Here is a 22,594-nt window from a genome sequence, read left to right on the forward strand (position 1 = left end):
TCAGTCGCGCAGCCCGTCGAGCCGGGCGTGGCAGCGGGCGATGTATTCGTCCAGCATCGCCAGCGGCTCGGTGGCCTCGCGCTGGCCCTGCAGGGCCGCGTCGACGACGGTGAGCACCGGGCCGTGGCGGGCGGCGAAGTCATGGGCGGCGTCGGCGGCCACTGCCAGCGCCTGGAGCAGCTCCTGCCGGCCCAGGCCGAAGAGCCGCCGGATGCCGTCCGCCGGCAGCATGGCGCGGGTCAGCTGCGGCGGGCTCAGGTCCAGGCCGTCGATGATGGCGAGCGCGCCGGTGTCGGACTGGACCAGGTTGAGCACCCGCTGCCGGTCCGGCTTGATCACGTCGTTGAGTTCCAGCAGCCAGGCCGCCGACAGCACCGCGGCGCCGGCGGGCGCCCCGATGAAACGGTCATAGGCCGCCCGGTCCGCGCGGATCTCCAGCTCCCGGCCCGGGGCGCGGCGTGAAGCCACGATGGCCCAGCGCCGGCCCGCCGGAGCCCGCCAGATGGCGATATCGGAGACGGGCCCCAGCCCCATCAGCGCCAGCGCGGTCTGCACCATCCGCAGCTTCAGGACCAGAAAAGGGCGAAAGCCGGGCGTGCCGAAACCGTTGAGGACCTCGTCGCATTTGACATAACGGCCGTCGATGCGCCTGACATGCTGCTTCCACCAGGCATCCCTGGCGCGCGGATGGCAGAGCCTGACCTCGCACCGGCCCGCGCCGTCCTGCAGCGCGACGCCGAAAGCGGGGCCGGCGACCAGCGCCGCCAGCCATTCGGCCAGCAAGGTGTGGGAGCGGAGATAGGACGTGATATCGAGGCTGCGCGTCGGCACACCGCGGAAGTCTTCGTCCGACGATGCGGCACGGCAAACACAGAGCAGCGACCTGAACCGGCTGGCCGCGTCCGGCTCGGCCACCGGTTCGGAGACGGGCAGGACGCCCTGCATGCGGAACACCGATGTCGGCACCGGCGCCACCCGGGAATGGGAACTCAGCGGGAAATCGGTGGAGCTGTCGTTCATGGGGGCGGTGACTGGCACGGCGGATCGCCGCAGCCACGCAGTCTCCGAAGCCTGCCCTACCGCTCACCAGGTGCCGACGAAGCCGGCGACCGGGCAACGAAAACCCGGGCTACAGCGCGGTCAGGCGCTTCGCATTGGCCGACGCACGCCGGCTGACCGGCGCCAGGCCCGCGCCCAGGATGGCCAGGCCGGCCTCGTTCCACTGGCGCTGCATGGAGCGCCGCCCGAAGGCCGGCTGGGCCAGCGGCAGCCAGCAGGCCGTCCACATCTGCAGGGCCATGCGCTGCTGGAACTGCACCGCCTGGGTCGCCATGGCCAGCCAGGATTCCTGGAAGGCGGCGACCTTCTCATCGACCATGAGCTTGAATTCCTCGCGGTCGCGTGCCGAAGGCGAGGCGCCCGCGGCGGCCATGCGGCCGAGCCGGTGGGCCATCACCTGCGGAACGGCCATGGACAGTTCCGCCGTCTGGGCGACCAGCGACAGGCGCCGGCGGTTGGTGCGTGTGGACATCGTGTTTTTCCCTGGAGTGCGTATGCGATCCATGATGGGCCGGGGCCCGTTGTCGTGCGTGGGAATACCGCCATCGACCCCATAGGCCGCCATGCCTACCGATGCGCAGGCGCCACTAATCTGCCGATTCGAGCAGGTGGCGCTTGTCGCGCACCTCGCGCCAGTCGATGTGGTCCGGCAGCGGCGGCTGCGGCCGGCGGATCGGTTTCCAGCGCGGATCCTTCGCCAGCCGGGCGTTCAGTTCGATGTAGGGCTGCTGCTCGGGCGTGGCCTCGGCCGCGTTGACGATGGCGCCCACCGGGCACTCACCCACGCAGACCGAGCAGTCGATGCAGCCGTCCGGGTCGATCGCCAGGAAGTTCGGCCCTTCGACGAAGCAGTCCATCGGACAGACCGCCACGCAGTCGGTGTATTTGCAGCGGATGCAGGGCTCGGTGACGATGAAGGGCATGGCCGCTCATTGCCCGCGCGCGGGCTTGTGGCCGGCCTCGCCTTGCTTCCAGTAGGCCGCCGCGCTGATGGCATAGCGGTCGTGGCCCTTCTCCTCGACCAGCAGGGCGCGCAGCGCGGCGCTGGTGCGCGATTCGCCGGCGCACCAGGCATAGCCCTCGCCCTGCGGCAGGGCCAGCGCTCGCACCGCATCGAGCAGGCCCTGGTTGCCGTCCACCCACTGCACTTCGAGCGCGGCGGCGCTGTGCAGCGGGCGGCGGTCGTCCTGGTGCGGCACGGTGGCGATGACGATGGCGCGGGTGCCGGCGGGCAATTCCTCCAGCCGGCGGGCGATGGCCGGCAGCGCGGTGGCGTCGCCCACCAGCAGGTGCCAGGCGAAATCGGTCGGCACCACGGTGGAGCCGCGCGGGCCGGCGACGGTGGCCGTCTGGCCGGGCGCGGCCTGCGCCGCCCAGGTGGAAGCGGGGCCGTCGCCGTGCAGCACGAATTCCAGGGTCAGTTCCCCGGCGGCGGCGTCGTAGTGGCGCGGGGTGTAGTCGCGCATGGCCTGGGCCTCGGTGCCGGGGTCGGTGATGAACTTCAGGTGGTCGTCGAAGGAGGCGCTGACGAAGCCGTGCAGCTCGGGACCGCCCAGCACCACGCGGCGGAAGCTGGGCCCGAGCGGCTCGACACGCAGCACCCGCAGCTCGCGGCGCACGATGTCGTGGCGCACACGCTGCACGCGGCGCAGGGAGACGGGTTCGAAAAGGGATTCGGAAACGGATTCGGTGGACATGGGCAGGCTCCTGGCGTTTTGCCGTGAAACGATTGACAATGTCTCCCATAATGCCCCACACAATTGACAATGTCAACCAATCGACGGATGACGTGCTGGATCTGATCCACACCGTCATGCACCAGGTGCGCTCGCAGCAGTACCGCATCCTGCGCGACGGCCCGCACGACATCACCCACATGGACAGCAGGGTGCTCGGCTACTTCGGCCGCCATCCCGGCGCCACGCAGAGCGACCTGGCCGCCTTCAGCGGACGCGACAAGGCGCAGCTGGCGCGGCTGGTCAAGGGCCTGCGCGACCGCGGCCTGCTGCGCGCCACGCCCGACGAGACCGACCGCCGCAACGTGCGCCTGGACCTGACCGAGGCCGGCCGCACCATCCAGGACACCCTGCGCCAGCAGGCCGCGCTGGTGGGCGAAAAGGCCGTCGCCGGCTTCAGCGAGGACGAACGCGCCCAGCTGGCGCTGCTGCTGCGGCGCCTGCAGTCCAACCTCGACGCTTAGTCACAAGCCGGTCACCCGGCTCGCAGACGATGGCGGGCTAACCGAAGAAAGCATCCCCATGTCCCTGAGCCAGATTCCGGACAACGACGAGCTGATGCAGCGCATCTCCCGCGACCTCGTCGACAGCTACGACGAGGAACTCGAACTCGAACTGGAAGACCGCGCCTTCGACGGCGAAGGCCACTACCAGGTCGACGACAAGGCCGCCCGCCAGGCCTATTTCCGTGAGCTGTTCCGGCTGCAGGGCGAACTGGTCAAGCTGCAGGACTGGGTGCAGAACACCGGCCAGAAGGTGGTGATCCTGTTCGAGGGCCGCGACGCGGCCGGCAAGGGCGGCGTGATCAAGCGCATCACCCAGCGCCTGAACCCGCGCGTGGCGCGTGTGGCGGCGCTTCCGGCACCCAACGACCGCGAACGCACCCAGTGGTATTTCCAGCGCTACGTGGCGCACCTGCCGGCCGCCGGCGAGATGGTCTTGTTCGACCGCAGCTGGTACAACCGCGCCGGCGTGGAACGGGTGATGGGCTTCTGCGACGAGGCCGAGTACGAGGAGTTCTTCCGCACCGTGCCCGACTTCGAACGCATGCTGGTGCGCTCGGGCATCAAGCTGATCAAGTACTGGTTCTCCATCACCGACGAAGAGCAGCACCTGCGCTTCCTGGGCCGCATCCACGATCCGCTCAAGCAGTGGAAGCTGAGCCCCATGGACCTGGAAAGCCGACGCCGCTGGGAGGCCTACACCAAGGCCAAGGAAACCATGCTGGAGCGCACCCACATCGAGGAAGCGCCCTGGTGGCTGGTGCCGGCCGACGACAAGAAGAAGGCACGGCTCAACTGCATCTCCCACCTGCTCGGCCAGCTGCCCTACCAGGCGGTGCAGCATCCGCCGGTGGAGCTGCCGGCCCGGGTGCGCAACCCCGACTACCTGCGCCATCCGCCGCCGCCGGAGATGATCGTTCCGCAGGTCTACTGAGGCCTGCCCGCGGCGCCTCCCGCGGCCATCTTCCGGCGCGTTCCTGAAACGGTATAAACTGTTTACACCGTTTAAGGAGATGTCGCATGGAAAACGCCGCAAAAGAAACCGCCCCAAGGCCGTCAAGACGCCCGCCAAGGCAGCCAAGACGGTGAAGGCCGCGCCGGCGAAGAAGGCCGCCGCGCCCGCCAAGGCGGTGAAGAAGGCTGTTCCCGCCAAAGCCGCTAAGCCCGCTGCGGCACCGCTGCCGGCCAAGGCCGAGAAGCCGGCAAAGCCCGCCAAGCCGGCCAAGGAAGCCAAGCCCGAGAAGCTGGTGCGCGACAGCTTCACCATCCCGCGCGGCGAATACACCCTGCTGCAGGACCTGAAGCTGCGCGCCTCCACCCTCGGCCGCCCGGCCAAGAAGAGCGAAGTGCTGCGCGCCGGCATCCAGGCGCTGAAGTCGCTGGACGACGCGGCCCTGCTGGCCGTGCTGGGCCAGGTGCCGGTGATCAAGACCGGCCGCCCCACCCGCGACTGAGATCACCAGCGGCCTACGCCGCTGTCATGCCGCGGTTACACGCGGCGGCTAAAAACGGCGGATGCATCGCATCCTGACCGCCACGGACGCGCCGGGATCGATCCACCGGCACAGCGCCTGCTTCGAGCGGCTGCCACAGCCTTCCAGGCTATAAGCTCGAAGTGACCGCTCTCTCCCTCTCCTCCGTGGACGCGGCCGTGTTCGCCTGGCTCAACGCCGGCCCCGAACCGACGCCCGCCATCCTGGCCCTGGCCACCTTTCTCTCGGAAATGACGCCCGACCTGGCCGGTGCCGGCCTGCTGGCCGCCGCGGTGGCCGGCGGACCGGCCCTGCGCCGCAGCATCCTGCGCACCGTGCTCGGCATGCTGCTGGCCTGGATCACCGTGACCGCCCTGCGCAAGGGCTTTCCCATGCCCCGGCCGGCCGCGCTCAAGGCCGGCTGGCAATGGCTGGCGCATGGCGGCAGTTCGAGCTTTCCCAGCCACCACGCCGCCGGCGCCTTCGCCTGCTGGTGCGGCCTGGCCCTGTCGCCCAGCCTGCGCAGCAAGCGGCTGCTGGTGGGCTGCGGACTGGCGATCGCGGTGGGCATCGCCTGGAGCCGGGTCTATCTGGGGGTGCATTTCCCGCGCGACGTGGTCGCGGGCGCGGGCCTGGGCTGCATTTCGGCGATCCTGCTGACCGCCGCGCTGGGCCAGGTCGGCTGGTGGTGGCGCCAGCGCCGGCATGAAAAAGCCGCCCGGCTGTCAGGCGCGGGCGGCTCGGCCGAAAGGGCGCAGGCGGCCGATCAGTCGGCGTAGACGCCTGCCGCCTTGATGATCGGGGTCCACTTGGCGATCTCGGCGGCGACGAACTTCTGGTGCTCGGCCGGCTCGACGCGCTTGTCGCTGGCGACCACGGCGCCCAGGGCCTCTTCGTTCTTCACGAAGACCGGATCCTTCAGCGCCACCTTCAGGGCGTCGTTCAGCCGCTTGACGATGGCCGGCGGCGTGCCCTTGGGCGCGTACAGGCCGTGCCAGATCGTCACCTCGAAGCCGGCGACGCCCACTTCCTGCATGGTCGGCAGGTCCTTCAGGCCGGGCGTGGTGAGGCGCTTGGCCGTGGTCACGGCGTAGGCCTTGACCTTCTTGCCCTCGATCTGCTGCGTGGTGTTGGTGGTCTGGTCGCAGAGCAGGTCGACCTGGTTGCCCATCAGGTCGGCGATGGCCGGCGCCGCGCCCTTGTAGGGCACGCCGGTCAGTTCGGTCTTGATGGCGCTCTGGAACAGCAGGCCGCACAGGTGCGAGGCCGAGCCGATGCCGGCGTTGGCCAGGTTGATCGTGGCCTTGTTGGCGGCGATGTAGCTGGTCAGTTCCTTGTAGTTGTTGGCGGGCAGGTTGGGCTTGCCGATCAGGGTCATGGGTACGTCGTTGACGATGCCCAGGTAGCTGAAGTCCTTCTCGACATCGAACGGCAGCTTGCGGTAGAGGCCCGGCATCGTCGCCATGCCGATGTGGTTGAGCAGCAGGGTGTAGCCGTCCGGCGCGGCACGCGCCACCTTGGCGGTGCCGATGGAGCTGCCGGCGCCGGCGGTGTTGTCGATGATGATGCTGGCGCCGCCCAGCGGCTTGGCCAGGGCCAGGGCCAGGTCGCGCGCCACCCGGTCGGTCGGGCCGCCGGCGGTGAAGGGCACCACGATGGTGATCGGACGGCCGCTGGCCGGGAATTCCTGGGCCTGCGCGCCCATGGCGGCCAATGCGCTCGCGGCGGCAAGGACGGAATAGGAGAAAAGCTTGGTCATGGAGAGGATTCCTCGCGGCTCGGCAAGATGGGAAAAGGGCGCCGATCTTATGTAGGGCCGTGATTTTTCAGCACGGTGGAAACACCGAGAGCCCGAAGACCCAGGTCGCTTACCGGCCTGCGCTACAGCGTCGACCCGGCCAGGGGGCGGAAATCGACGTCAGCTTTCTGAAAGGAATCAGCGGGACCTAGGAGCCTGGGCGCCGCGCCGCACGGCCAGGCCGTAGCGGGCGGCGATGTCCCGCGCCATCCGCGCCAGGTCACGGGCGCAGGCCTCTTCGCCCTCTGGCGGTGGCGCCTGGGTGGGATAGCAGCGGGCCAGGCTGCCCAGCAGGCGTTTGCCGTCCGGCGCCACGATGGCCACCGCCACGCCGCTGACCGAAGGCGTGATCTGGCCATTGCTCACCGCGTGGCCCGCCTTGCGCACCGCGATCAGCGTGCGCCGCCAGCCCTCCCAGTCATCGCCCAGGCCGGCGGCGCGGATCGCCGCCGCGTCGCGCAGATAGGTCTGGCGGATGCGGTGCGGCGACAGGTAGGGCAGCATCACCAGCGAGGCCGCGCCCTGGTAGAGCGGAAAGGGAATGCCGCGCGCCCGGCGGATGGTGATGCGGCTGCCGGCATGCTCCAGCACATCCGGCCCGGCCTTGTAGATGCACAGCACCTTGTCGCTGTAGAGCTTGTGCAGCAGCAGCGCGGAATTGCCGTGCGGCTGCGCGTCCATCACCTCGCGGCCGGCGCGGTAGAGCGGATCGGTCAGCGCGGTCAGCCGCTCCAGTTCGATGATGCGTGCGCCCAGGCTGTAGCTGCCGCCGGCCCAGGGCGTGACCAGGCCCGCCTCCACCAGTTCGCGCATGTAGCGGTAGGCGGTGGAGCGGGTGTAGCCCAGGCGCGCGACCACGTCGTCCACCCCCACCACCGGCGTCGCCAGCGAGAACAGGTCGAGCACGGCGAAGGCCCGCACCACGGTCGAGACACCCACATCGGCCATTGGAAATCCCAGTATTTGAGAACGTTGTCAAAGCCTAGCATGCAGGAACAAGATCGCGGCGCGCCGGCAGGGGCCGGCACTTCACCACGATCCCGATGAACAGACCCTTGACCGGCCGCGTGCCCGCAGAAGCCATCCGCCGCACCACGCTGCCCCGGCTCGATCCCCGGAAGCTGGCCCGCTTCGCCGCGCTGGAAGACCTCACCGGCACCGTCTCCGACGCCATGGACCTGCTCGGCCTGCAGGGCGCGCTGCCCGCCTCGCTGCTGGCGCCCAGCCTGCCCGGACAGCGCCTGGTGGGCCAGGCGGTGACGGTGCGCAATGTGGAGCGGGCCGAGTCGCCCGACGCGGCGGCGCGCTCCGGCATCGGTCGCATGGGCGAACACGAGGCCTACAACCAGGCCGATCCGGGGGATGTGGTGGTGATCGAGGGCCTCACCGGCGTCTCCAACATGGGCGGCCAGTCGGCCACGGTGGCGCACCGCGCCGGCTGCGCGGGGGCGGTGATCGACGGCGGCTTCCGCGACCCGGGCGCATCGCGCGGGCTGGGTTTTCCGATCTGGTCGCGCGGCGTCACGCCCGTCACCGGCAAATGGCGGCTGGAGACGGTGGAGATCAACGGCCGGGTGCGTATCGCCGGCGTGGCGGTCGATGCGGGCGACCTGGTGCTGGCCGACGAGGCCGGCGTGGTCTTCGTGCCCTTCGCCCAGGTCGACGCGGTGCTGGCCGGGGCCGAGCACATAGATGCCGGCGACCACCGCCAGAAGGCCGACATCGCCGCCGGCATCACCCTGGCCGCGCTGGCCGCCACCAAATACAAATGAACGGAGACAGGAAGATGGAGAACGCGAGAGACCTGGGCCTGCGCTGCGTGGTGCAGGGCGCCGACATCCTGGGCGAGGTGCCGCTGTGGTGCGAGCGCACCGGCCGCCTGTGGTGGACCGATGTGCGCCGCCCGGCGATCCAGTCCTGGGAACCCGCCACCGGCCGCCACCGCGCGCTGCGCATGCATGCGGACATGGGCAGCGGCTCGATCGCGCTGCGCGAGGCCGGCGGCCTGCTGCTGGCCACCGCCACCGGCCTCTATACCTTCGAGCCCGACAGCGGCCAGGCGCCGCGGCGCATCGCCGACCCGATCCAGGGCGCGCCCGGCATGCGCCTGAACGACGGCAAGGCCGACCGCCGCGGCCGCTTCTGGGTGGGCAGCATGCACGACACCGACCGCAGCCGCACCGGCGTGCTGTTCCGGGTGGAGCCGGACGGCCAGGTGACGGCGATGCTCGACGGCTTCGTGCTGCCCAACGCCATCTGCTGGAGCCCGGACGACCGCACCATGTACTTCGCCGACACCCACAACCAGCTGATCTGGGCCTTCGACTACGACCTGGACGAAGGCCGCATCTCGCGCCGCCGCGTCTTCAAGGACTGGACCCACCAGGTCGGCCGGCCCGACGGCGCCACGGTGGATGCCGAGGGCTATCTGTGGAACTGCATGGTGGCCAGCGGCCAGCTGATCCGCCTGGCGCCGGACGGCGAGGTGGACCGGGTGATCCAGCTGCCGGTGACCCACCCTACCTGCCCGGCCTTCGGCGGCCCGGGGCTGGACACGCTCTACATCACCAGCCATTCGCAGCGCCTCACGCCGCAGCAGCTGGCAGAGGAGCCGTATGCCGGCGCGCTGCTGGCCCTGGACGTGGGCATGCGCGGCCTGCCCGAGCCGCGCTTCGCGGGCTGAAGCGGCGGCGACAGAAGAATCACAACGGAGACAGACATGAAGACGCAATACAGGAGGCGCGCCGCGCTGCTGGCGCTGGCCCTGCTCGCCAGCGCCGCCCAGGCGGCACCCGAAGCCCTGAAGATGGTGGTGCCCTTCGCCGCCGGCGGCCCGGCCGACCAGATCGCCCGCATCGTCGCCCAGCCGCTCGGCCAGGCGCTGGGCCGGCCGGTCATCGTGGACAACCGGGGCGGCGCGGGCGGCACCGTCGGCGCGAACTACGCGGCCAAGTCGGCGCCGGACGGCAACACCATCCTGCTCAGCACCTCCGCCCTGGTGCTGAGCGCCGGCACCACGCCGCACCTGCCCGTCGATGCCCGCAAGGACCTGGTGCCGGTCTACCTGCTCGGCGAGGTGCAGACCCTGCTGGCGGTGCGGCCCACGCTGGGTGTCTCCACCCTGGCCGAGCTGACGGCCAAGGCGCGCGCCGGCAGCCTCAACTACGGCTCCACCGGCGTCGGCGGCACCATGCATGTGGGCGCCGAGCTGTACGCCAGCACCGCCGGGGTGAAGATGGTGCACATCCCGTACCGCGGGGCGGCGCCGGCCATCGTCGACCTGATGGCGGGCAATGTCGACCTGGTCAATGCCGACGTGCCGGTGCTCAAGCCCTTCGTGGCGGACGGCCGCATCAAGCCCATCGTGATCTTCGACACCCGGCGCTCGCCCCTGCTGCCCGAGGTGCCCACCGCCGCCGAGGCCGGCATGCCGGCGCTGCAGCTGACCAACTGGTATGGCGTGCTGGTGCCGGCGGGCAGCAGCAAGGCCTTCGTGCAGCAGCTGGCGGCGGCGCTGGCCCAGGTGGTCGGCACACCCGAGGTGGCGGCGCGTCTGGCCGAGGCGGGTTTCAGCCATCCGGCCGGCAGCGCCGCCTTCCAGGCGCGGCTCGATGCCGATTTCCAGCGCTGGCTGCCCTGGCTGCGCGCGGCCCATATCCAGACCGAGTGATGCCAGAAACACACCGCACCCTCCTGCAGATCGGCCCGCTGCCGCCCGGGCTGGAACAGGCCCTGCAGCGCCAATACCGCATCGAAACCCTCTGGACCCAGCCCGACCGCGCGGCCTTCCTGGCCGCGCGGCGCGGCGGCTTCGACGGCGCGGTCACCATGTCGCGCCACGGGGCGCAGGCCGATGTCTTCGAATGCCTGGGCGCGCGGGTGCTGGCCTGCTTCGGCACCGGCTTCGACGGCATTGACCTGGCCGCCGCGGCGCGGGCCGGCTGCGCGGTCAGCACCACACCCGATGTGCTGAGCGAATGCGTGGCCGACCTGGCCTTCGGCCTGATGCTGGCCAGCGCCCGCCAGCTGGTGACGGCCGACCGTTTCGTGCGGGACGGCCGCTGGCTGCAGGGCGGCTTCGGCCTGGGCTCGCGGGTGTGGGGGCAGCGCCTGGGCATCGTCGGCCTGGGCCGCATCGGCACCGCGATCGCCCGGCGCGCCGAGGGCTTCGGCATGCAGCTGCGCTACCAGGGCCGCCGCGCCCATGCCCATGTGCCCTGGGCTTTCGAGCCCGACCTGGCCGCCCTGGCCGACTGGTGCGATTACCTGGTGCTGGCCTGCCCCGGCGGCGCCGCCACCCGCCATCTGGTGAATGCCACCGTGCTGCGTGCGCTGGGGCCCGGCGGCTATCTGGTCAACATCGCCCGCGGCAGCGTGGTGGACGAGCAGGCACTGATAGACGCCCTGGCGGCGGGCGAGATCGCCGGTGCCGGCCTGGACGTCTTCGAGCAGGAACCAGATGTGCCACAGGCCCTGCTGCAGGACGACCGGGTGGTGCTCCTGCCGCATATCGCCGCCTCCACCCGCCAGACCCGCGCGGCCATGGAACAGCTGGTGCTGGACAACCTGCAGGCCTTCTTCGCTACCGGCCGCGTGCTCACGCCACCCGTCTGAACACCCATCCCATGATCTTCGAACACCGCACCTACACCGTCGCCCACGGGCTGATGGACGACTACCTGCAGCGCTACGAGGAATTCGGCCTGCCGGTGCAGCAGCGCCACCTGGGCCGGCTGCTGGGATTCTTCGTCAGCGAGATCGGGCCGCTCAACCAGGTGGTGCACATCTGGGTGTACGACAGCCTGGCCGACCGCGAGCAGCGCCGCGCGGCGATGGAGGCCGACCCGGACTGGCATGCCTTCAAGCGGTCCAACCGCGGCACCTTCGTGGCGCAGGAGGTGAAGATGATGGTCGGCGCGCGCTTCAATCCGAAGCACGTCTGAGCCGGGGCGGACTCAGGCGGCGGTGCCGGCCGGCCAGTCGGCCATCGGCTGGCCCAGGCGCACCGCGCCGCCCGGCGCCCAGCCCGCCTCGAAATGCAGCGGCGCGGCCGGGAACAGCATCACCACGGTGGAGCCCAGCATGAAGCGGCCCATCTCCTGGCCCTTCTTCAGCACCACTTCGCCCTCCGGATAGTCCCAGGTGCGCACCGCGGCCAAGCGCGGCGGGTTGACCGCGCCGTGCCACACGGTGGCCATGCTGCCGACGATGGTGGCTCCCACCAGGGCCAGCACGAAGGGGCCGGAGGGTCCGTCGAACACACACACCACCCGCTCGTTGCGGGCGAACAGCCCCGGCACGCCGCGCGCCGTCACCGGGTTGACGGAGAACAACTCCCCCGGCACATAGACCATGCGCCGCAGCACGCCGTCGCAGGGCATGTGGATGCGGTGGTAGTCGCGCGGGCTGAGGTAGATGGTGGCGAAATGGCCGTTCTCGAAGCGCTTGGCCAGGGCCTCGTCGCCGCCGACCAGGGCGCAGGTGGAATAGCGGTGCCCCTTGGCCTGGAAGATCTGGTCGTGGGCGATGGCGCCGAACTGGCTGATCGCGCCGTCCACCGGGCTGACCAGGGCGCTGTCCGCGATCGGCCGGGCGTCCTCGCGCAGGGCGCGGGTGAAGAAGGCGTTGAAGGTGGCGTAGTGGGCCGGGTTGGGATCGGCCGCCTCGGACATGTCCACGTCGTACTTGCGGATGAACCAGCGGATCAGCTTCGTCGTGCGGGCGCCGCCCTCGTGGCCGGCGACACGGCCGGCGAAGCGGGTGAGGGCCTTCTTGGGCAGGGCGTATTGCGGCAGGACGGGCAGGCGTGGGTGCAAGAGCGGGATCCGGTTGGGCTTCGCGGGTGGCGACGGGTCGCGGGATTCTATGCGCCGCACCGCGCTGCCGCAGGCGCCGATTACCCGCGCATGGGCAGCGCGGCCGCGGCTCTCAGGACCGGGCCTCGCCGTCGCTGCTGGCGGGCCGATCGCCCACGATGCGCTCCAGCTGCGAGGCCACCCGGTCCAGCTGGTCGGCCATGCCGTCGCAGCGGATGCGCATCTGCATGCGCAGGGTCTGCGCCGCATCGGCGCTGCTGCCGGCCTGCTCGGCCAGGCTGCGGTCCAGCCAGGCCAGGTCCATGCGCAGGCCGACCAGCAGGCTGTCGAGGTGGGCGTGGATTTCCCGGCCCAGGCGCTCTCGCTCGTCCTGGCGCGCGCCCTGGACGGCATTGGCGGCGCCGCGCGGGCCGATGGGACGGCTGCGCGCGACCACGGCGGCACGGCCGGAGAGGGCTGCGCCGGCGGAGGGGGCGAGGACATTGGGAGGCATGGCCTAGCCATAGCAACGGGTATGCCGGAATCGCTTCCAGACCGGTCCGCGCAACGACTGTTACTTTTACCGACCGGGCTGGGCGGGCGGGCCGGCCTGCGCCGCGCTGCAGATCTCGCCCATCAGCAAGGCCAGCTGCGAGGCCGCCGCATCGATCAGCGCCCGGCCCTTGTCGGCCGTCGCGGCCGCCGCATTGCCCACGGCGCCGGCGGGGTTGTAGTCCTCCATCGCCCAGGACAGCTTGGCGCTGCGGCCGTCGCCCAACAAGCGGTACTGGCCCGCGCGCGCCTCGGAGGCCGAGGCGAAGTGGCGGGCCTGGGCCATGTCCACCTGTTCGGGATGCAGGGCCAGCATCATCGAGGTCTCGCTGTCGCCGGCATGGATGCCGTAGCGGTGTTCCTGCGGCGGGAACAGTGCCGCCACCTCGGGCGGCTGGGGCAGGGAGAACCAGCTGCTCGACCAGACCGTGAGGCCGAGCCGGCTGCGCAGGTCGCGCCCGACCACATCGAGCAGACCGACCTGGCCGCCATGGCCGTTGAGCAGCAGCAGCTGGCGCACGCCGGTGCGGGCCACCGCCTCGCCGATCTCGGTCCAGATGCGGATCAGGGTTTCGGCGGAAAAACTCAGGGTGCCGGCGAAACCGGTGTGCTCCGGGCTGAAACCCACCGCCTGGGTCGGCAGCACCAGCACCGGCAGGCCGGCGGGCAGCAGTTGCAGCGCGGCCGACAGCACGCCTTCGAGCAGATTCGTATCCACGCCCAGCGGCAGGTGCGGGCCGTGCTGCTCGGTGGCGGCCACCGGCAGCACCGCCAAGGTGCGGGACAGCGTCCCATTCTGGGCCAGGCGGTCGAAGTCGGTGGTGCGCAGCTCGGCCCAGTAGCGGCTGGGCAGGCTGGGGGGCGGGGCGGCGGTCATGGGCCTATGTTATCGGCCGGACAGCTGCCACTCCGCGCCCGCGAAGGCCCGCGCCAGCAGTTCGACGAAAACCTGCACCCCGCGCGAGGCCTGGCGGTGCTGCGGATACACCGCATGGACCACGATGGGCGGCCGGGCGAAGTCCTGCAGCACCGGCACCAGCGCGCCGCTGTCCAGCGCATCGCCGACGATGAAGCCGGGCAGCAGGGCGATGCCCAGGTCCTGCCGGGCCGCTGCCAGGGCCAGCTCGCCGTTGTTGGCCAGCAGCCGGCCGGTGACGGCCACGTCGCAGGGCTTGCCGTCCACCTGGAAAGGCCAGTCCACGCTGCGGCTGTGGCCGTAGAGCAGGCAGGCATGGGCCGACAGCTCGCGTGGCGTGGCCGGCGCGCCATGCCGCGCGATGTAGCCCGGACTGCAGCAGGCGATCAGCTGGGTGCGGCCGACGGCCCGCGCCACCAGCGAGGAATCGGCCAGCACGCCGATGCGGATCGCCATGTCGAAGCCCTCGCCCACGATGTCGACCATGCGGTCGTTGAGCACCACCTCCACCCCCATGCACGGCTGCTCCACCAGGAAGCGCGCCAGCACCGGCGCCAGGTGCAGGGTGCCGAAGGACATGGGCGCGGAGATGCGCAAGGTGCCGCGCGGCGGCCCGACCTGGTTGCCGACCAGGTTCTCGACCTCGTCCACGTCTTCGATGATCTTCACCGCCCGCTCGTAATAGGCGCGGCCCAGCTCGGTGACGCTGAGCCGCCGGGTGGTGCGCTGCAGCAGCCGCGCGCCCAGGCGCTCTTCCAGCGCGCCGACGCGCCGGCTGACGAATTGCTTGGAGAGTCCCAGGCGCTGCGAGGCCGGGGTGAAGCCGCCGGCATCGACCGTGGCCACGAGGATGCGCATGTCGTCGAGAGCGTCCATGGATTCGGTGTTGGCGACGACAACAGTGGATTCGATTGTCGCCGGATCGTTGACGATCTTATTCAGTTCAGGTGATTTATCCGGCGGGCGGCAATCCCTACAGTTCATCCATCGCATCGCAATGCCCCTGCGATACCGCCCACCAGGACGGTAAGACGAACCCGATACCGACGCATCGCTCCAAAGGAATACACCATGAACGCCAACCGCACCCTCTACGCCCGCAACGCTTTCGCCGCCGCCGCCCTCGCCCTGCTGGGCTCGGTCGCCGCCACGCCGGCCTTCGCCCAGGACGCCACCCGCACCCAGGCCCGCGCCGACGTGCTCGCCGCCCAGGGCGACGGCTCGCTCGGCTCGGTGGCCGCGCAGTACGGCCTGGACACCCAGGCCCGTCCGCTGCTGGGCACCAGCAACATCAGCCGCGCCGATGTGCGTGCCGTGGCCGAACGTGCCGTGGCCAGCGGCGAGATCGAAGCCCAGCTCGGCGACAGCTACGGCGCCCGGGTGCCGCTGGCCGCCAGCAGCCTGAGCCGCGCCGAAGTGCGCGCCGCCACCGTGCAGGCGCTGCGCGACGGCCGCATCGAAGCGCAGGTCGGCGAAAGCTACGGCAGCCGCGCCCTGCCCCAGCGCGCCGGCCGCGTCCTCTGAACCCCCTGCACTGAACGGAAACCCATCATGACCGCCGCCTCCCTGCCCGCCCTCCTCCTGCAGCACGGCCCGCTGCTGGTGCTGGGCGTGACCGCGGCGGCGCGCATCGGCCTGCCCCTGCCGGCCGCCGCGCTCATGATGGCCACCGGTGCGCTGGCCGCCTCGGGCCACCTGTCGGGCCCCTGCCTGCTGATGCTGGTGGCCCTGTCGGTGCTGGCCCAGCTGCTGGGCGACGGCGCCTGGTTCTGGGCCGGCCGCCGCCATGGCGACCGGGTGCTGCGCCTGCTGTGCCGCCGCCAGTCGCAGGACGGCGAATGCCGCCAGCGCGGCGCCCGCACCATGCGCCGCTGGGGCGCCGCCTCGCTGCTGGCCGCCAAGTTCGTGCCGGGCGTGTCGGCCGTCGCGCCGCCGATGGCCGGCGCCATGGGCATGTCGCTGCGCCGCTTCGTCGTCGCCGAATCGATCGCCGCGCTGGTGTGGACGCTGGTCTTCATGGCCCTGGGCGCGGTCTTCGGCAAGGAGGTCGAGCGGCTGATGCTGTGGCTGTCGGGCCTCGACGGCACCACCATCGGCAGCGCCATCGCCGCCCTGGCCGTGGCCGGCGCGCTGGCCTGGGGCTGGAGCCGGCGCCGCCGCGCCATGCCGCACAACGCGATGGCGCAATGAGGATTTGCTGACACGGACGGCGCGGGCCGCCGGCCAGAATCCGCGGCATGACCGATGCCGCCACCGCCCACATCCCCGCCCGCCTGGACCGCCTGCCCTGGTCGCACTGGCATTGGCGGGTGGTGATCGCCCTGGGCGTGGCCTGGGTGCTGGACGGCCTGGAGGTGACCCTGGTCGGCTCCATCGGCGCCGTGCTGCAGCGACCCGACACCCTGGGCCTGACGGCCGCGCAGATCGGCGCCTCGGGCTCGCTCTACATCGCCGGCGCGGTGGTCGGCGCCCTGCTCTTCGGACGCCTGGCCGACCGGCTGGGGCGCAAGCGGCTCTTCATCGCCACGCTGCTGGTCTACACCGCCGCCACGCTGGCGACCTCGCTCTCGCCCGGCTTCGCCTTCTTCGCGGCCTGCCGCTTCCTCACCGGCCTGGGCATCGGCGGCGAATACGCGGCGATCAATTCGGCCATCGACGAGCTGATACCGGCGCGGGTGCGCGGCCGGGTCAACCTGGCGATCAACGGCAGCTTCTGGCTGGGCGCGGCGCTGGGGCGGGGCTGTCGCTGGTGCTGCTCGATCCGCGGGTGCTGGGCCCGGTAATCGGCTGGCGCATCGGTTTCGCGCTGGGCGCGCTGCTGGCCGTGGCGGTGCTGCTGGTGCGGCGCGATGTGCCGGAGAGCCCGCGCTGGCTGGCCGCCCACGGCCGCGGCGAGGAGGCGCTGCGCATCATGGACGGCATCGAGGCCCGGGTCATCGCCCAGCATGGGCCGCTGCCGCCGGTGTACAGCGCCGGGACCGCCCCCCAGTCCGGCAGCACCAGCCTGCGCGAGGTCGCCACCGTGCTGCTGCAGCGCTTTCGGCGCCGCAGCGTGGTGGCCATGGCCTTGATGGTGTCGCAGGCCTTCTTCTACAACGCCATCTTCTTCACCTACTCGCTGGTGCTGACGCGTTTCCACCATGTGGCCGAGGAGCGTGTCGCCCTCTACATCTTCCCCTTCGCGCTCGGCAATGTGCTGGGCCCGCTGCTGCTGGGACCGCTCTTCGACAGCTGGGGCCGGCGCCGCATGATCGGGCTGAGCTACGGCCTGTCGGGCATCGGCCTGGCGCTGACCGGCTGGGCCTTCATGGAAGGTTATTTGAACGCGCTGACGCAGGCCCTGGCCTGGTCGGCGGTGTTCTTCCTGGCCTCGGCGGCGGCCAGCTCGGCCTATCTGACGGTCAGCGAGGTGTTCCCGCTGCGCATGCGGGCGCTGGCGATCTCGCTGTTCTACGCGGTGGGCACCGGCGCGGGCGGCTTCGCCGCGCCGTGGATCTTCGGCCTGCTGATCGAGAGCGGCAGCCGCGCGGCCGTGGCCGGCGGCTATGCGCTGGGCGCCGCCATGGTGATCGCCGCCGGGCTGATGGCCTGGCGCTGGGGGTGGATGCGGAGCGCAAGCCGCTGGAGGAGATTTCGGGACAGGGCTGAAGCACAATTCCACGCACCCACGTTGCCAGGGAACGGCCGACTCGATACCCTGGCCCATTCGCATTCGAAGCAGAAAGCCAGGAAGGAAATCCGATGAACGCGATCGTGATCGAGCATGTACTGGTGGCCGAACTGCCGCAGGCATGGCGCGACCGCCTGCGGTCGGTGGCGGATGACCGGGTGACGGTGCGCATCGAGGCCGAACCCACCTCTGATATCCAGAGTGGCCCCGAGCTTGCCGACGACCCACTTTTCGGCATGTGGCGTGACCGCGAAGACATGGGGGACGTGGCGGCCTACATTCGGTCCAGCCGCGCCCCACGCTTTACCGGTGGAACTGGCGAGGACTGGTACAGGGGTGCCGCGACAAGTCCGAATGGGCCCGGCTGAAGAAAGGGCTGGCGGCGAAGCAGACCGAAGTGCTGCATATCACCCCGGCGATCTCGCAACGTGCCGCCGCACCGGTCGATGCGCTTGCGCTTTCGCACGGCATGCGCCTGGCCGATGCCTTGATCGGCGCCACGGCCGTAGAACACGGTTTCCCTCTGGTCACAGCCAACATCAAGCACTTCGGTGCGATCGATGAATTGCAGTTGGAAGCTTTCATTCCCTGAATCCGGCGCGAAACGTGCGCCGTGCCTAACGCGCCTCCGTCGGCAAGGCCTCCAGCGCCTCCTGCACCACCTTGGCGAGCAGGGCGATGCCGGCATCGATCTGCGCTTCGGTGGCGGTCACATAGGACAGCCGCAGCGCGCGTTCGTCCGCATCGCCGGCGAAGAAGGGCGTGCCGGGCACATAGGCCACGCCCTTTTCCACGGCGCGCGGCAGCAGTGCGGTGGCCGACAGGCCCTCGGGCAGGCGCAGCCAGATGAACATGCCGCCGCTCGGGCGGTTCCAGCTCGCGCCCAGCCCGCGCATGTGGCGGTCGAGCGCGGCCAGCATGGCGTTGCGCTTGCGTTGGTAGAGCTCGCGAATGGCCGGCAGGTGGCGGTCGAGGAAACCGTCGCGCAGCACCTCCAGCACCACATGCTGGTTGAAACTGGCGCTGTGCAGGTCGGCGGCCTGCTTGAACTTGACCAGGGTCTGGTAGAGCTTCATCGGCGCGACCAGGTAGCCCAGGCGCATGCCGGGCGCCAGGATCTTGGAGAAGGAACCGGTGTAGATCGTGTTCTCCGGCAGCTTCGCGGCCAGCGGCGCGGGTGGCGGCTGTCGGTACCAGAGATCGCCGTAGGGGTTGTCCTCCAGGATGACCAGCCCCAGCCGGGCCGCGACCTGGCCGATGGCCTCGCGGCGCTCCGCGCTCATGCAGGTGCCGGTGGGGTTCTCGTAGTTCGGCTGGAGGTAGAGGAAACGCGCGCCGGCCGCCTTGGCTGCCAGGTCCTCGGGCAGCATGCCGTCGGCATCGCAGGCCACGCTGACCATTTTGGCCTGCATGGTCGTGAAGACCTGCTGCGCGCCCAGGTAGCTCGGCGAGCCGACCAGGACGACGCTGCCCTTGTCGATCAGCGCCTTGGCCACCAGGTCCAGCGCCTGCTGGGAACCCGTGGTGATGAGCACCTGGTCTTCATGCACCGGCCAGGGCAGCGACTCGGCGACCCAGCGGCGCAAGGCCGGCAGGCCTTCGCTGGGGCTGTACTGCAGGGCCGTGCGTGCATCGGGTGAACGCAGCACCCGCTCGCAGGCGGCGAGCAGGGCGTCAATCGGAAAGCCTTCCGGCGCGGGCAGGCCGCCGGCCAGGCTGATGACGCCCAACTGGCTGATGACCTTGAGCAGGTCGCGGATCGCCGACGAGGTCATGCCGTCGTTGCGCTCCGCCAGGGCGATGACCGGGGCCTGCCGCACGGTCCTGGCCGCCGCGCTGGCCTGGTCGAAGCAGGCCTTCTGCTCGGAGGGCGTCAGCGAGGCACGCCGCGGCAGTCGGGCGGGCGCGAGAGCGCCATCGTCCTCCGGGCCGGCGCGGTGCGATGCGCCGCGGCCTGGATGGGACAGCAGCGTGCCGATGGCGGCGGCCCATTCAGGATGCATGCGGGCGAGCTGGGTCAGGATCGGGTGCGACAGCATGGTGGTGCTCCATCCAAAATCCCACTGTCGGTGCAAGCCGCCCGCCCGCGCCGGGCGCTTGGCGCAGATGTCCGGTGCGGCGCGAAAGCTACAGCCAGGCCTGGCCGGCGATGCAGTCGGCCACGTCGCCGCCGATCCAGACCTGCTCGGCCTCGTCCCGCGCCACATGCACCCGGCCGGCGCGGCCCAGGCATTCGCCCTGGCTGGCGATGTATTGCGCAGGCGCCAGGCCGTCGCCGATCAGCCATTGCGCCAGGCTGGCGTTGAGGCTGCCGGTGACCGGGTCCTCGTTCACGCCGATGGGTGCGGCGAAGGCGCGCACCGTGAGGGCTTCGGCGGACGGATCGTCCGGCAGATGCGCCACGCCGACCTTGGTGCCAAGCTGGCGCAGCCGGGCATGGTCGGGCTCCAGCGCCAGCACGGTGCTGCGGCTGTCGAGCAGCAGGCCGAGCCAGACCGGGCCGTTGTCCAGCAACTGGGCCGCACGGATCTCCTGCGGCTGCAGTCCCAGGGCACGCGCCACCTGGGCCAGCAGCGAGGGGGCCGGCGCGCTGCGGCGGCAGGCGGGCGCGGCGAAGGCCAGGCGGCCGTCGGCGCCGCGGCGGATGCGCACCGGGCCGGCGCCGCACTCCTGCACGATCACTTGCGGATCGCGCGGCTGGCCGCCGTTGGCCAGCCAGGCGTGGCAGCTGCCGAGGGTGGGATGGCCGGCGAAGGGCAACTCGCCGCCGGGGGTGAAGATGCGAACGCGGTAGTCGCAGTCCGGCCGCGTGGGCGGCAGCACGAAGGTGGTTTCGGAGAGGTTGGTCCAGGCCGCGAAACGCTGCATGGCCGCGTCGTCGAGCCCGCTGCCGTCCAGCACCACGGCCAGCGGGTTGCCCCAGCCGGCGCGGTCGGTGAAGACATCGACCTGGCGGAAACCGCGCAGGCGCGGGGCGGCGGCCGGTTCCATGCGCTCAGCTCAGCGGGAAATCCAGCACGCCGCGCGCGCTGGGCCGCTCGGCCAGCAGCTTGAACCAGCGCTCCACATGCGGCCAGCCGCGCCGCTCGATCGGCAGCGCGTACCAGCGGTGCACATCGCAGGCCACGGGAATGTCGGCCATGGTGAAGCTGTCGCCGCTCATATAGGGCTGGCCAGCCAGGTGCTGGTCCAGCACGTCGAGCAGCGGCTCCATGGCGGCGATGGAGGCGGCGATGACCGCCTCGCTGCGCTGCTCGGCCGGCGTGCGCACGATCTGCCAGAAGGCGCCGCGGCCGGCCGGGTTCATCGTGGTCTGCTGCCAGTCCATCCAGCGCTCGGCGTCGAAGCGCGCGGGCAGGGCTTCCGGATAGAGGCGGCCCGGGGCGTAGCGGGCGCAGAGGTAGCGCACGATGACGTTGGATTCCCACAGGCGCACATCGCCGTCTTCCAGCAGCGGCACCAGGCCGTTGGGATTGCGGCGCAGGTAGTCGTCCTCGCGCACCAGGCCGAACTGGCCGCCGGCGTCGGTGCGCTGCATGGTCTGTTCCAGCTCCTGCACGGTCCAGACCACCTTGCGCACATTGATCGAGGAGATGCGTCCCCAGACATGCAGCATCGTCGTGTCCCTCAGGCCACGGCCAGCGCGGCGTCGCGCTGGGCGGCGGGCAGTTCGGCGATCGCCTCGCGCACGGCGGCGGCGAGCGCGGCCACGCCGGTGGCGATCTGCTCGCGGCTGGCGGTCACGAAGGACAGGCGCAGGGTGCGGTCGTCGGGCTGGCCGGCGTAGAAGGGCTCGCCGGGCACGAAGGCCACGCCCTTTTCCACGGCGCGCGGCAGCAGCGCGGCGGCCGACAGGCCGGCCGGCAGCCGCACCCACAGGAACATGCCGCCCGCCGGGCGGTTCCAGCTGACGCCCAGGCCGGACATGTCGCGGTCGAGCGCGGCCAGCATGGCGTCGCGCTGGCCCTTGTACAGGGCGCGGATGGTGGGCACGTGGCGGTCCAGGAAACCGTCCTTCAGCACCTCGGCCACCACCCGCTGGTTGAAGCTGGGGCTGTGCAGGTCGGCGGCCTGCTTGGCCATCACGAGACGGTGGTGGATCTCGGTGGGCGCCACCAGGAAACCCAGGCGCAGGCCGGGCGCCAGCACCTTGGAGAAGGATCCCATGTAGATCGTGTTCTCGGGATCGCGCGAGGTGAGCGGCGCGGGCGGCGGCGCATCGAACCAGAGTTCGCCGTAGGGGTTGTCTTCCAGGATGGGCACGCCGGACTGGCGGGCGGCTTCGGACACGGCCACGCGGCGGGCCTCGTCCATGGTGCGGCCGGTGGGGTTCTGGAAGTTGGGCAGGGCGTAGAAGAAACGCGCTCCCTCGGCCTTGGCCTTCAGGTCGTCGGGCAGGGCGCCGGACTCGTCGCTGGCCACGCCGACCACGGTCGGCTCCATCGGCTGGAAGGCCTGCAGGGCGCCGAGGTAGGTGGGCGTCTCCACCAGGATCCTGCTGCCCGGATCGATCAGCACCTTGGCCGCCAGATCCAGGCCCTGCTGCGAGCCGGTGGTGATCAGCACATTGGCCGGATCGACCTTCCAGGGCAGCGAGGCGGCGACCGCTTCGCGCAGCGCCGGCAGGCCCTCGGTGGTGGCGTACTGCAGCGAGCTGCGGGCATCGGCGGCGGTGAGCACCTTGTCGCAGGCGGCGGCGAAGGCCTCGACCGGGAAGGCGGCGGGCGAGGGAAGGCCGCCGGCGAAGCTGATGATGCCGGGCCGCTCGGTGAGTTTGAGCAGGTCGCGGATCGCGGAAGACGTCATCTTGCGGGTGCGTGCCGCCAGGGTCCAGGTCATCGGGAAATCCTACAGAGATACGGGGTGCGCCGGCAGCGGAAGGGGCCGGACGCGGCAGGGGGTCTACTTTAAGGGGAGCGACCATCACAGTACCAGTACAGTTGTCGTCACAAACGGACGATCTGTATCTGCCGGCCCGTGGGCACACGGGGCTATCCGCACGGGAAAGCGCCGCGCGTGTCACATTAACGCCCTGCCCTGCGCGCCGCGCGCGGCCGTCCACACCCGCCAGCCCGCGACCTGCGAGCCCGCCC

27 protein-coding genes and 1 pseudogene are annotated in these 22,594 nt (G+C 71.0%); 14 read left to right on the top strand and 14 right to left on the bottom strand.

What is annotated here, in order from left to right; genetic code table 11:
* The 4 genes from GT347_RS10245 to GT347_RS10260 form a co-directional block, all read right to left on the bottom strand.
* Window positions 1-1,020, bottom strand: coding sequence for a hypothetical protein (locus tag GT347_RS10245; protein ID WP_229722822.1), 1,020 nt, complete (start codon window positions 1,018-1,020; stop codon window positions 1-3).
* 109 nt (window positions 1,021-1,129) lie between these two features.
* Complete coding sequence (locus GT347_RS10250) at window positions 1,130-1,531, bottom strand: polyhydroxyalkanoate granule-associated phasin (protein ID WP_160551856.1); 402 nt, start codon at window positions 1,529-1,531, stop codon at window positions 1,130-1,132.
* Between the two features lie 115 nt (window positions 1,532-1,646).
* Complete coding sequence (gene fdxA / locus GT347_RS10255) at window positions 1,647-1,982, bottom strand: ferredoxin FdxA (RefSeq protein ID WP_160551857.1); 336 nt, start codon at window positions 1,980-1,982, stop codon at window positions 1,647-1,649.
* Window positions 1,983-1,988: 6 nt separating this feature from the next.
* Window positions 1,989-2,756: a siderophore-interacting protein gene (locus GT347_RS10260; RefSeq protein WP_160551858.1), complete on the bottom strand. Its 768-nt coding sequence runs from the start codon at window positions 2,754-2,756 to the stop codon at window positions 1,989-1,991.
* A gap of 92 nt (window positions 2,757-2,848) precedes the next feature.
* Between GT347_RS10260 and GT347_RS10265 the strand changes: the two genes are divergently transcribed.
* From GT347_RS10265 to GT347_RS10280, 4 genes are all read left to right on the top strand, one after another.
* Entirely contained in the window at window positions 2,849-3,259 is a 411-nt protein-coding gene (locus GT347_RS10265) for a MarR family winged helix-turn-helix transcriptional regulator (RefSeq protein WP_326830400.1), read from the top strand.
* Between the two features lie 58 nt (window positions 3,260-3,317).
* Window positions 3,318-4,232 carry a polyphosphate kinase 2 gene (gene ppk2 / locus GT347_RS10270; protein ID WP_160551860.1) on the top strand — a complete coding sequence of 305 codons (915 nt, stop codon included), beginning with the start codon at window positions 3,318-3,320 and terminating at the stop codon, window positions 4,230-4,232.
* Between the two features lie 79 nt (window positions 4,233-4,311).
* Window positions 4,312-4,752, top strand: a complete 441-nt coding sequence (locus GT347_RS10275; protein ID WP_160551861.1) for a hypothetical protein — start codon at window positions 4,312-4,314, stop codon at window positions 4,750-4,752.
* A gap of 161 nt (window positions 4,753-4,913) precedes the next feature.
* A complete protein-coding gene (locus tag GT347_RS10280; RefSeq protein WP_160551862.1) occupies window positions 4,914-5,549 on the top strand; it encodes a phosphatase PAP2 family protein in 636 nt (211 codons plus the stop codon).
* Here GT347_RS10280 and GT347_RS10285 read toward each other — a convergent pair.
* Together GT347_RS10285 and GT347_RS10290 are read right to left on the bottom strand one after the other, a co-directional pair.
* A complete protein-coding gene (locus GT347_RS10285) occupies window positions 5,537-6,529 on the bottom strand; it encodes a tripartite tricarboxylate transporter substrate-binding protein (RefSeq protein ID WP_160551863.1) in 993 nt (330 codons plus the stop codon). The two genes, GT347_RS10280 and GT347_RS10285, sit on opposite strands and share 13 nt — an antisense overlap.
* A gap of 177 nt (window positions 6,530-6,706) precedes the next feature.
* Entirely contained in the window at window positions 6,707-7,516 is an 810-nt protein-coding gene (locus GT347_RS10290) for an IclR family transcriptional regulator (protein WP_160551864.1), read from the bottom strand.
* Window positions 7,517-7,611: 95 nt separating this feature from the next.
* Between GT347_RS10290 and GT347_RS10295 the strand changes: the two genes are divergently transcribed.
* The 5 genes from GT347_RS10295 to GT347_RS10315 are packed head-to-tail and all read left to right on the top strand — an operon-like array spanning window position 7,612 to window position 11,511.
* On the top strand, window positions 7,612-8,340 hold the full coding sequence (locus GT347_RS10295; RefSeq protein WP_160551865.1) for an RraA family protein: 729 nt from the start codon (window positions 7,612-7,614) through the stop codon (window positions 8,338-8,340).
* Window positions 8,341-8,354: 14 nt separating this feature from the next.
* Complete coding sequence (locus GT347_RS10300) at window positions 8,355-9,251, top strand: SMP-30/gluconolactonase/LRE family protein (RefSeq protein WP_160551866.1); 897 nt, start codon at window positions 8,355-8,357, stop codon at window positions 9,249-9,251.
* A gap of 36 nt (window positions 9,252-9,287) precedes the next feature.
* Entirely contained in the window at window positions 9,288-10,238 is a 951-nt protein-coding gene (locus GT347_RS10305) for a Bug family tripartite tricarboxylate transporter substrate binding protein (RefSeq protein ID WP_160551867.1), read from the top strand.
* Window positions 10,238-11,182: a 2-hydroxyacid dehydrogenase gene (locus tag GT347_RS10310; protein WP_160551868.1), complete on the top strand. Its 945-nt coding sequence runs from the start codon at window positions 10,238-10,240 to the stop codon at window positions 11,180-11,182. Before GT347_RS10305 ends, GT347_RS10310 begins: the two co-directional genes overlap by 1 nt.
* Before the next feature lie 11 nt (window positions 11,183-11,193).
* The gene (locus tag GT347_RS10315; RefSeq protein WP_160551869.1) at window positions 11,194-11,511 is read left to right on the top strand and encodes an NIPSNAP family protein; all 318 of its coding nucleotides are present in this window, start codon (window positions 11,194-11,196) and stop codon (window positions 11,509-11,511) included.
* 12 nt (window positions 11,512-11,523) lie between these two features.
* On the opposite strand, the gene asd is transcribed toward GT347_RS10315, so the two are convergent.
* The 4 genes from asd to GT347_RS10335 all read right to left on the bottom strand — a co-directional run bounded on the left by asd (window position 11,524) and on the right by GT347_RS10335 (window position 14,707).
* Window positions 11,524-12,384, bottom strand: a complete 861-nt coding sequence (gene asd, locus GT347_RS10320; RefSeq protein ID WP_160551870.1) for an archaetidylserine decarboxylase — start codon at window positions 12,382-12,384, stop codon at window positions 11,524-11,526.
* 112 nt (window positions 12,385-12,496) lie between these two features.
* Window positions 12,497-12,877: a sensor histidine kinase gene (locus GT347_RS10325; RefSeq protein ID WP_160551871.1), complete on the bottom strand. Its 381-nt coding sequence runs from the start codon at window positions 12,875-12,877 to the stop codon at window positions 12,497-12,499.
* A 66-nt stretch (window positions 12,878-12,943) separates the two neighbouring features.
* Entirely contained in the window at window positions 12,944-13,792 is an 849-nt protein-coding gene (locus tag GT347_RS10330) for a creatininase family protein (RefSeq protein WP_160551872.1), read from the bottom strand.
* 9 nt (window positions 13,793-13,801) lie between these two features.
* Window positions 13,802-14,707: a LysR family transcriptional regulator gene (locus tag GT347_RS10335; RefSeq protein ID WP_160551873.1), complete on the bottom strand. Its 906-nt coding sequence runs from the start codon at window positions 14,705-14,707 to the stop codon at window positions 13,802-13,804.
* 195 nt (window positions 14,708-14,902) lie between these two features.
* Between GT347_RS10335 and GT347_RS10340 the strand changes: the two genes are divergently transcribed.
* The 5 genes and pseudogenes from GT347_RS10340 to GT347_RS10360 all read left to right on the top strand — a co-directional run bounded on the left by GT347_RS10340 (window position 14,903) and on the right by GT347_RS10360 (window position 18,093).
* Window positions 14,903-15,355, top strand: coding sequence for a hypothetical protein (locus GT347_RS10340; protein ID WP_160551874.1), 453 nt, complete (start codon window positions 14,903-14,905; stop codon window positions 15,353-15,355).
* 27 nt (window positions 15,356-15,382) lie between these two features.
* Window positions 15,383-16,021, top strand: coding sequence for a DedA family protein (locus GT347_RS10345; RefSeq protein WP_160551875.1), 639 nt, complete (start codon window positions 15,383-15,385; stop codon window positions 16,019-16,021).
* Between the two features lie 47 nt (window positions 16,022-16,068).
* Window positions 16,069-17,479, top strand: a pseudogene (locus GT347_RS10350) (MFS transporter).
* A 93-nt stretch (window positions 17,480-17,572) separates the two neighbouring features.
* Window positions 17,573-17,869, top strand: coding sequence for a hypothetical protein (locus tag GT347_RS10355; protein WP_160551876.1), 297 nt, complete (start codon window positions 17,573-17,575; stop codon window positions 17,867-17,869).
* A gap of 29 nt (window positions 17,870-17,898) precedes the next feature.
* Window positions 17,899-18,093 (top strand): PIN domain-containing protein, encoded by a 195-nt coding sequence (locus GT347_RS10360; protein ID WP_160551877.1) that lies wholly within the window; start codon window positions 17,899-17,901, stop codon window positions 18,091-18,093.
* A gap of 25 nt (window positions 18,094-18,118) precedes the next feature.
* On the opposite strand, the gene GT347_RS10365 is transcribed toward GT347_RS10360, so the two are convergent.
* The 4 genes from GT347_RS10365 to GT347_RS10380 all read right to left on the bottom strand — a co-directional run bounded on the left by GT347_RS10365 (window position 18,119) and on the right by GT347_RS10380 (window position 22,340).
* Window positions 18,119-19,540 (bottom strand): aminotransferase-like domain-containing protein, encoded by a 1,422-nt coding sequence (locus GT347_RS10365; protein WP_326830401.1) that lies wholly within the window; start codon window positions 19,538-19,540, stop codon window positions 18,119-18,121.
* Between the two features lie 88 nt (window positions 19,541-19,628).
* Window positions 19,629-20,492, bottom strand: a complete 864-nt coding sequence (locus GT347_RS10370; RefSeq protein WP_160551878.1) for a PhzF family phenazine biosynthesis protein — start codon at window positions 20,490-20,492, stop codon at window positions 19,629-19,631.
* Between the two features lie 4 nt (window positions 20,493-20,496).
* On the bottom strand, window positions 20,497-21,117 hold the full coding sequence (locus tag GT347_RS10375; protein ID WP_160551879.1) for a glutathione S-transferase family protein: 621 nt from the start codon (window positions 21,115-21,117) through the stop codon (window positions 20,497-20,499).
* Window positions 21,118-21,128: 11 nt separating this feature from the next.
* Complete coding sequence (locus tag GT347_RS10380; RefSeq protein ID WP_160551880.1) at window positions 21,129-22,340, bottom strand: aminotransferase-like domain-containing protein; 1,212 nt, start codon at window positions 22,338-22,340, stop codon at window positions 21,129-21,131.
* Window positions 22,341-22,594 lie beyond the last annotated feature (254 nt).

This window comes from Xylophilus rhododendri (assembly GCF_009906855.1).
In the GTDB taxonomy this organism is placed as follows: domain Bacteria; phylum Pseudomonadota; class Gammaproteobacteria; order Burkholderiales; family Burkholderiaceae_C; genus Xylophilus; species Xylophilus rhododendri.

Coding starts and splice junctions, on each gene's coding strand:
- GT347_RS10245 (WP_229722822.1), bottom strand. CDS start 1,020: ATGAACGACAGCTCCACCGATTTCCCGCTGAGTTCCCATTCCCGGGTG.
- GT347_RS10250 (WP_160551856.1), bottom strand. CDS start 1,531: ATGTCCACACGCACCAACCGCCGGCGCCTGTCGCTGGTCGCCCAGACG.
- fdxA (WP_160551857.1), bottom strand. CDS start 1,982: ATGCCCTTCATCGTCACCGAGCCCTGCATCCGCTGCAAATACACCGAC.
- GT347_RS10260 (WP_160551858.1), bottom strand. CDS start 2,756: ATGTCCACCGAATCCGTTTCCGAATCCCTTTTCGAACCCGTCTCCCTG.
- ppk2 (WP_160551860.1), top strand. CDS start 3,318: ATGTCCCTGAGCCAGATTCCGGACAACGACGAGCTGATGCAGCGCATC.
- GT347_RS10275 (WP_160551861.1), top strand. CDS start 4,312: ATGTCGCATGGAAAACGCCGCAAAAGAAACCGCCCCAAGGCCGTCAAG.
- GT347_RS10285 (WP_160551863.1), bottom strand. CDS start 6,529: ATGACCAAGCTTTTCTCCTATTCCGTCCTTGCCGCCGCGAGCGCATTG.
- GT347_RS10290 (WP_160551864.1), bottom strand. CDS start 7,516: ATGGCCGATGTGGGTGTCTCGACCGTGGTGCGGGCCTTCGCCGTGCTC.
- GT347_RS10295 (WP_160551865.1), top strand. CDS start 7,612: ATGAACAGACCCTTGACCGGCCGCGTGCCCGCAGAAGCCATCCGCCGC.
- GT347_RS10300 (WP_160551866.1), top strand. CDS start 8,355: ATGGAGAACGCGAGAGACCTGGGCCTGCGCTGCGTGGTGCAGGGCGCC.
- GT347_RS10305 (WP_160551867.1), top strand. CDS start 9,288: ATGAAGACGCAATACAGGAGGCGCGCCGCGCTGCTGGCGCTGGCCCTG.
- GT347_RS10310 (WP_160551868.1), top strand. CDS start 10,238: ATGCCAGAAACACACCGCACCCTCCTGCAGATCGGCCCGCTGCCGCCC.
- GT347_RS10315 (WP_160551869.1), top strand. CDS start 11,194: ATGATCTTCGAACACCGCACCTACACCGTCGCCCACGGGCTGATGGAC.
- GT347_RS10325 (WP_160551871.1), bottom strand. CDS start 12,877: ATGCCTCCCAATGTCCTCGCCCCCTCCGCCGGCGCAGCCCTCTCCGGC.
- GT347_RS10330 (WP_160551872.1), bottom strand. CDS start 13,792: ATGACCGCCGCCCCGCCCCCCAGCCTGCCCAGCCGCTACTGGGCCGAG.
- GT347_RS10335 (WP_160551873.1), bottom strand. CDS start 14,707: ATGGACGCTCTCGACGACATGCGCATCCTCGTGGCCACGGTCGATGCC.
- GT347_RS10340 (WP_160551874.1), top strand. CDS start 14,903: ATGAACGCCAACCGCACCCTCTACGCCCGCAACGCTTTCGCCGCCGCC.
- GT347_RS10345 (WP_160551875.1), top strand. CDS start 15,383: ATGACCGCCGCCTCCCTGCCCGCCCTCCTCCTGCAGCACGGCCCGCTG.
- GT347_RS10355 (WP_160551876.1), top strand. CDS start 17,573: ATGAACGCGATCGTGATCGAGCATGTACTGGTGGCCGAACTGCCGCAG.
- GT347_RS10365 (WP_326830401.1), bottom strand. CDS start 19,540: ATGCTGTCGCACCCGATCCTGACCCAGCTCGCCCGCATGCATCCTGAA.
- GT347_RS10370 (WP_160551878.1), bottom strand. CDS start 20,492: ATGGAACCGGCCGCCGCCCCGCGCCTGCGCGGTTTCCGCCAGGTCGAT.
- GT347_RS10375 (WP_160551879.1), bottom strand. CDS start 21,117: ATGCTGCATGTCTGGGGACGCATCTCCTCGATCAATGTGCGCAAGGTG.
- GT347_RS10380 (WP_160551880.1), bottom strand. CDS start 22,340: ATGACCTGGACCCTGGCGGCACGCACCCGCAAGATGACGTCTTCCGCG.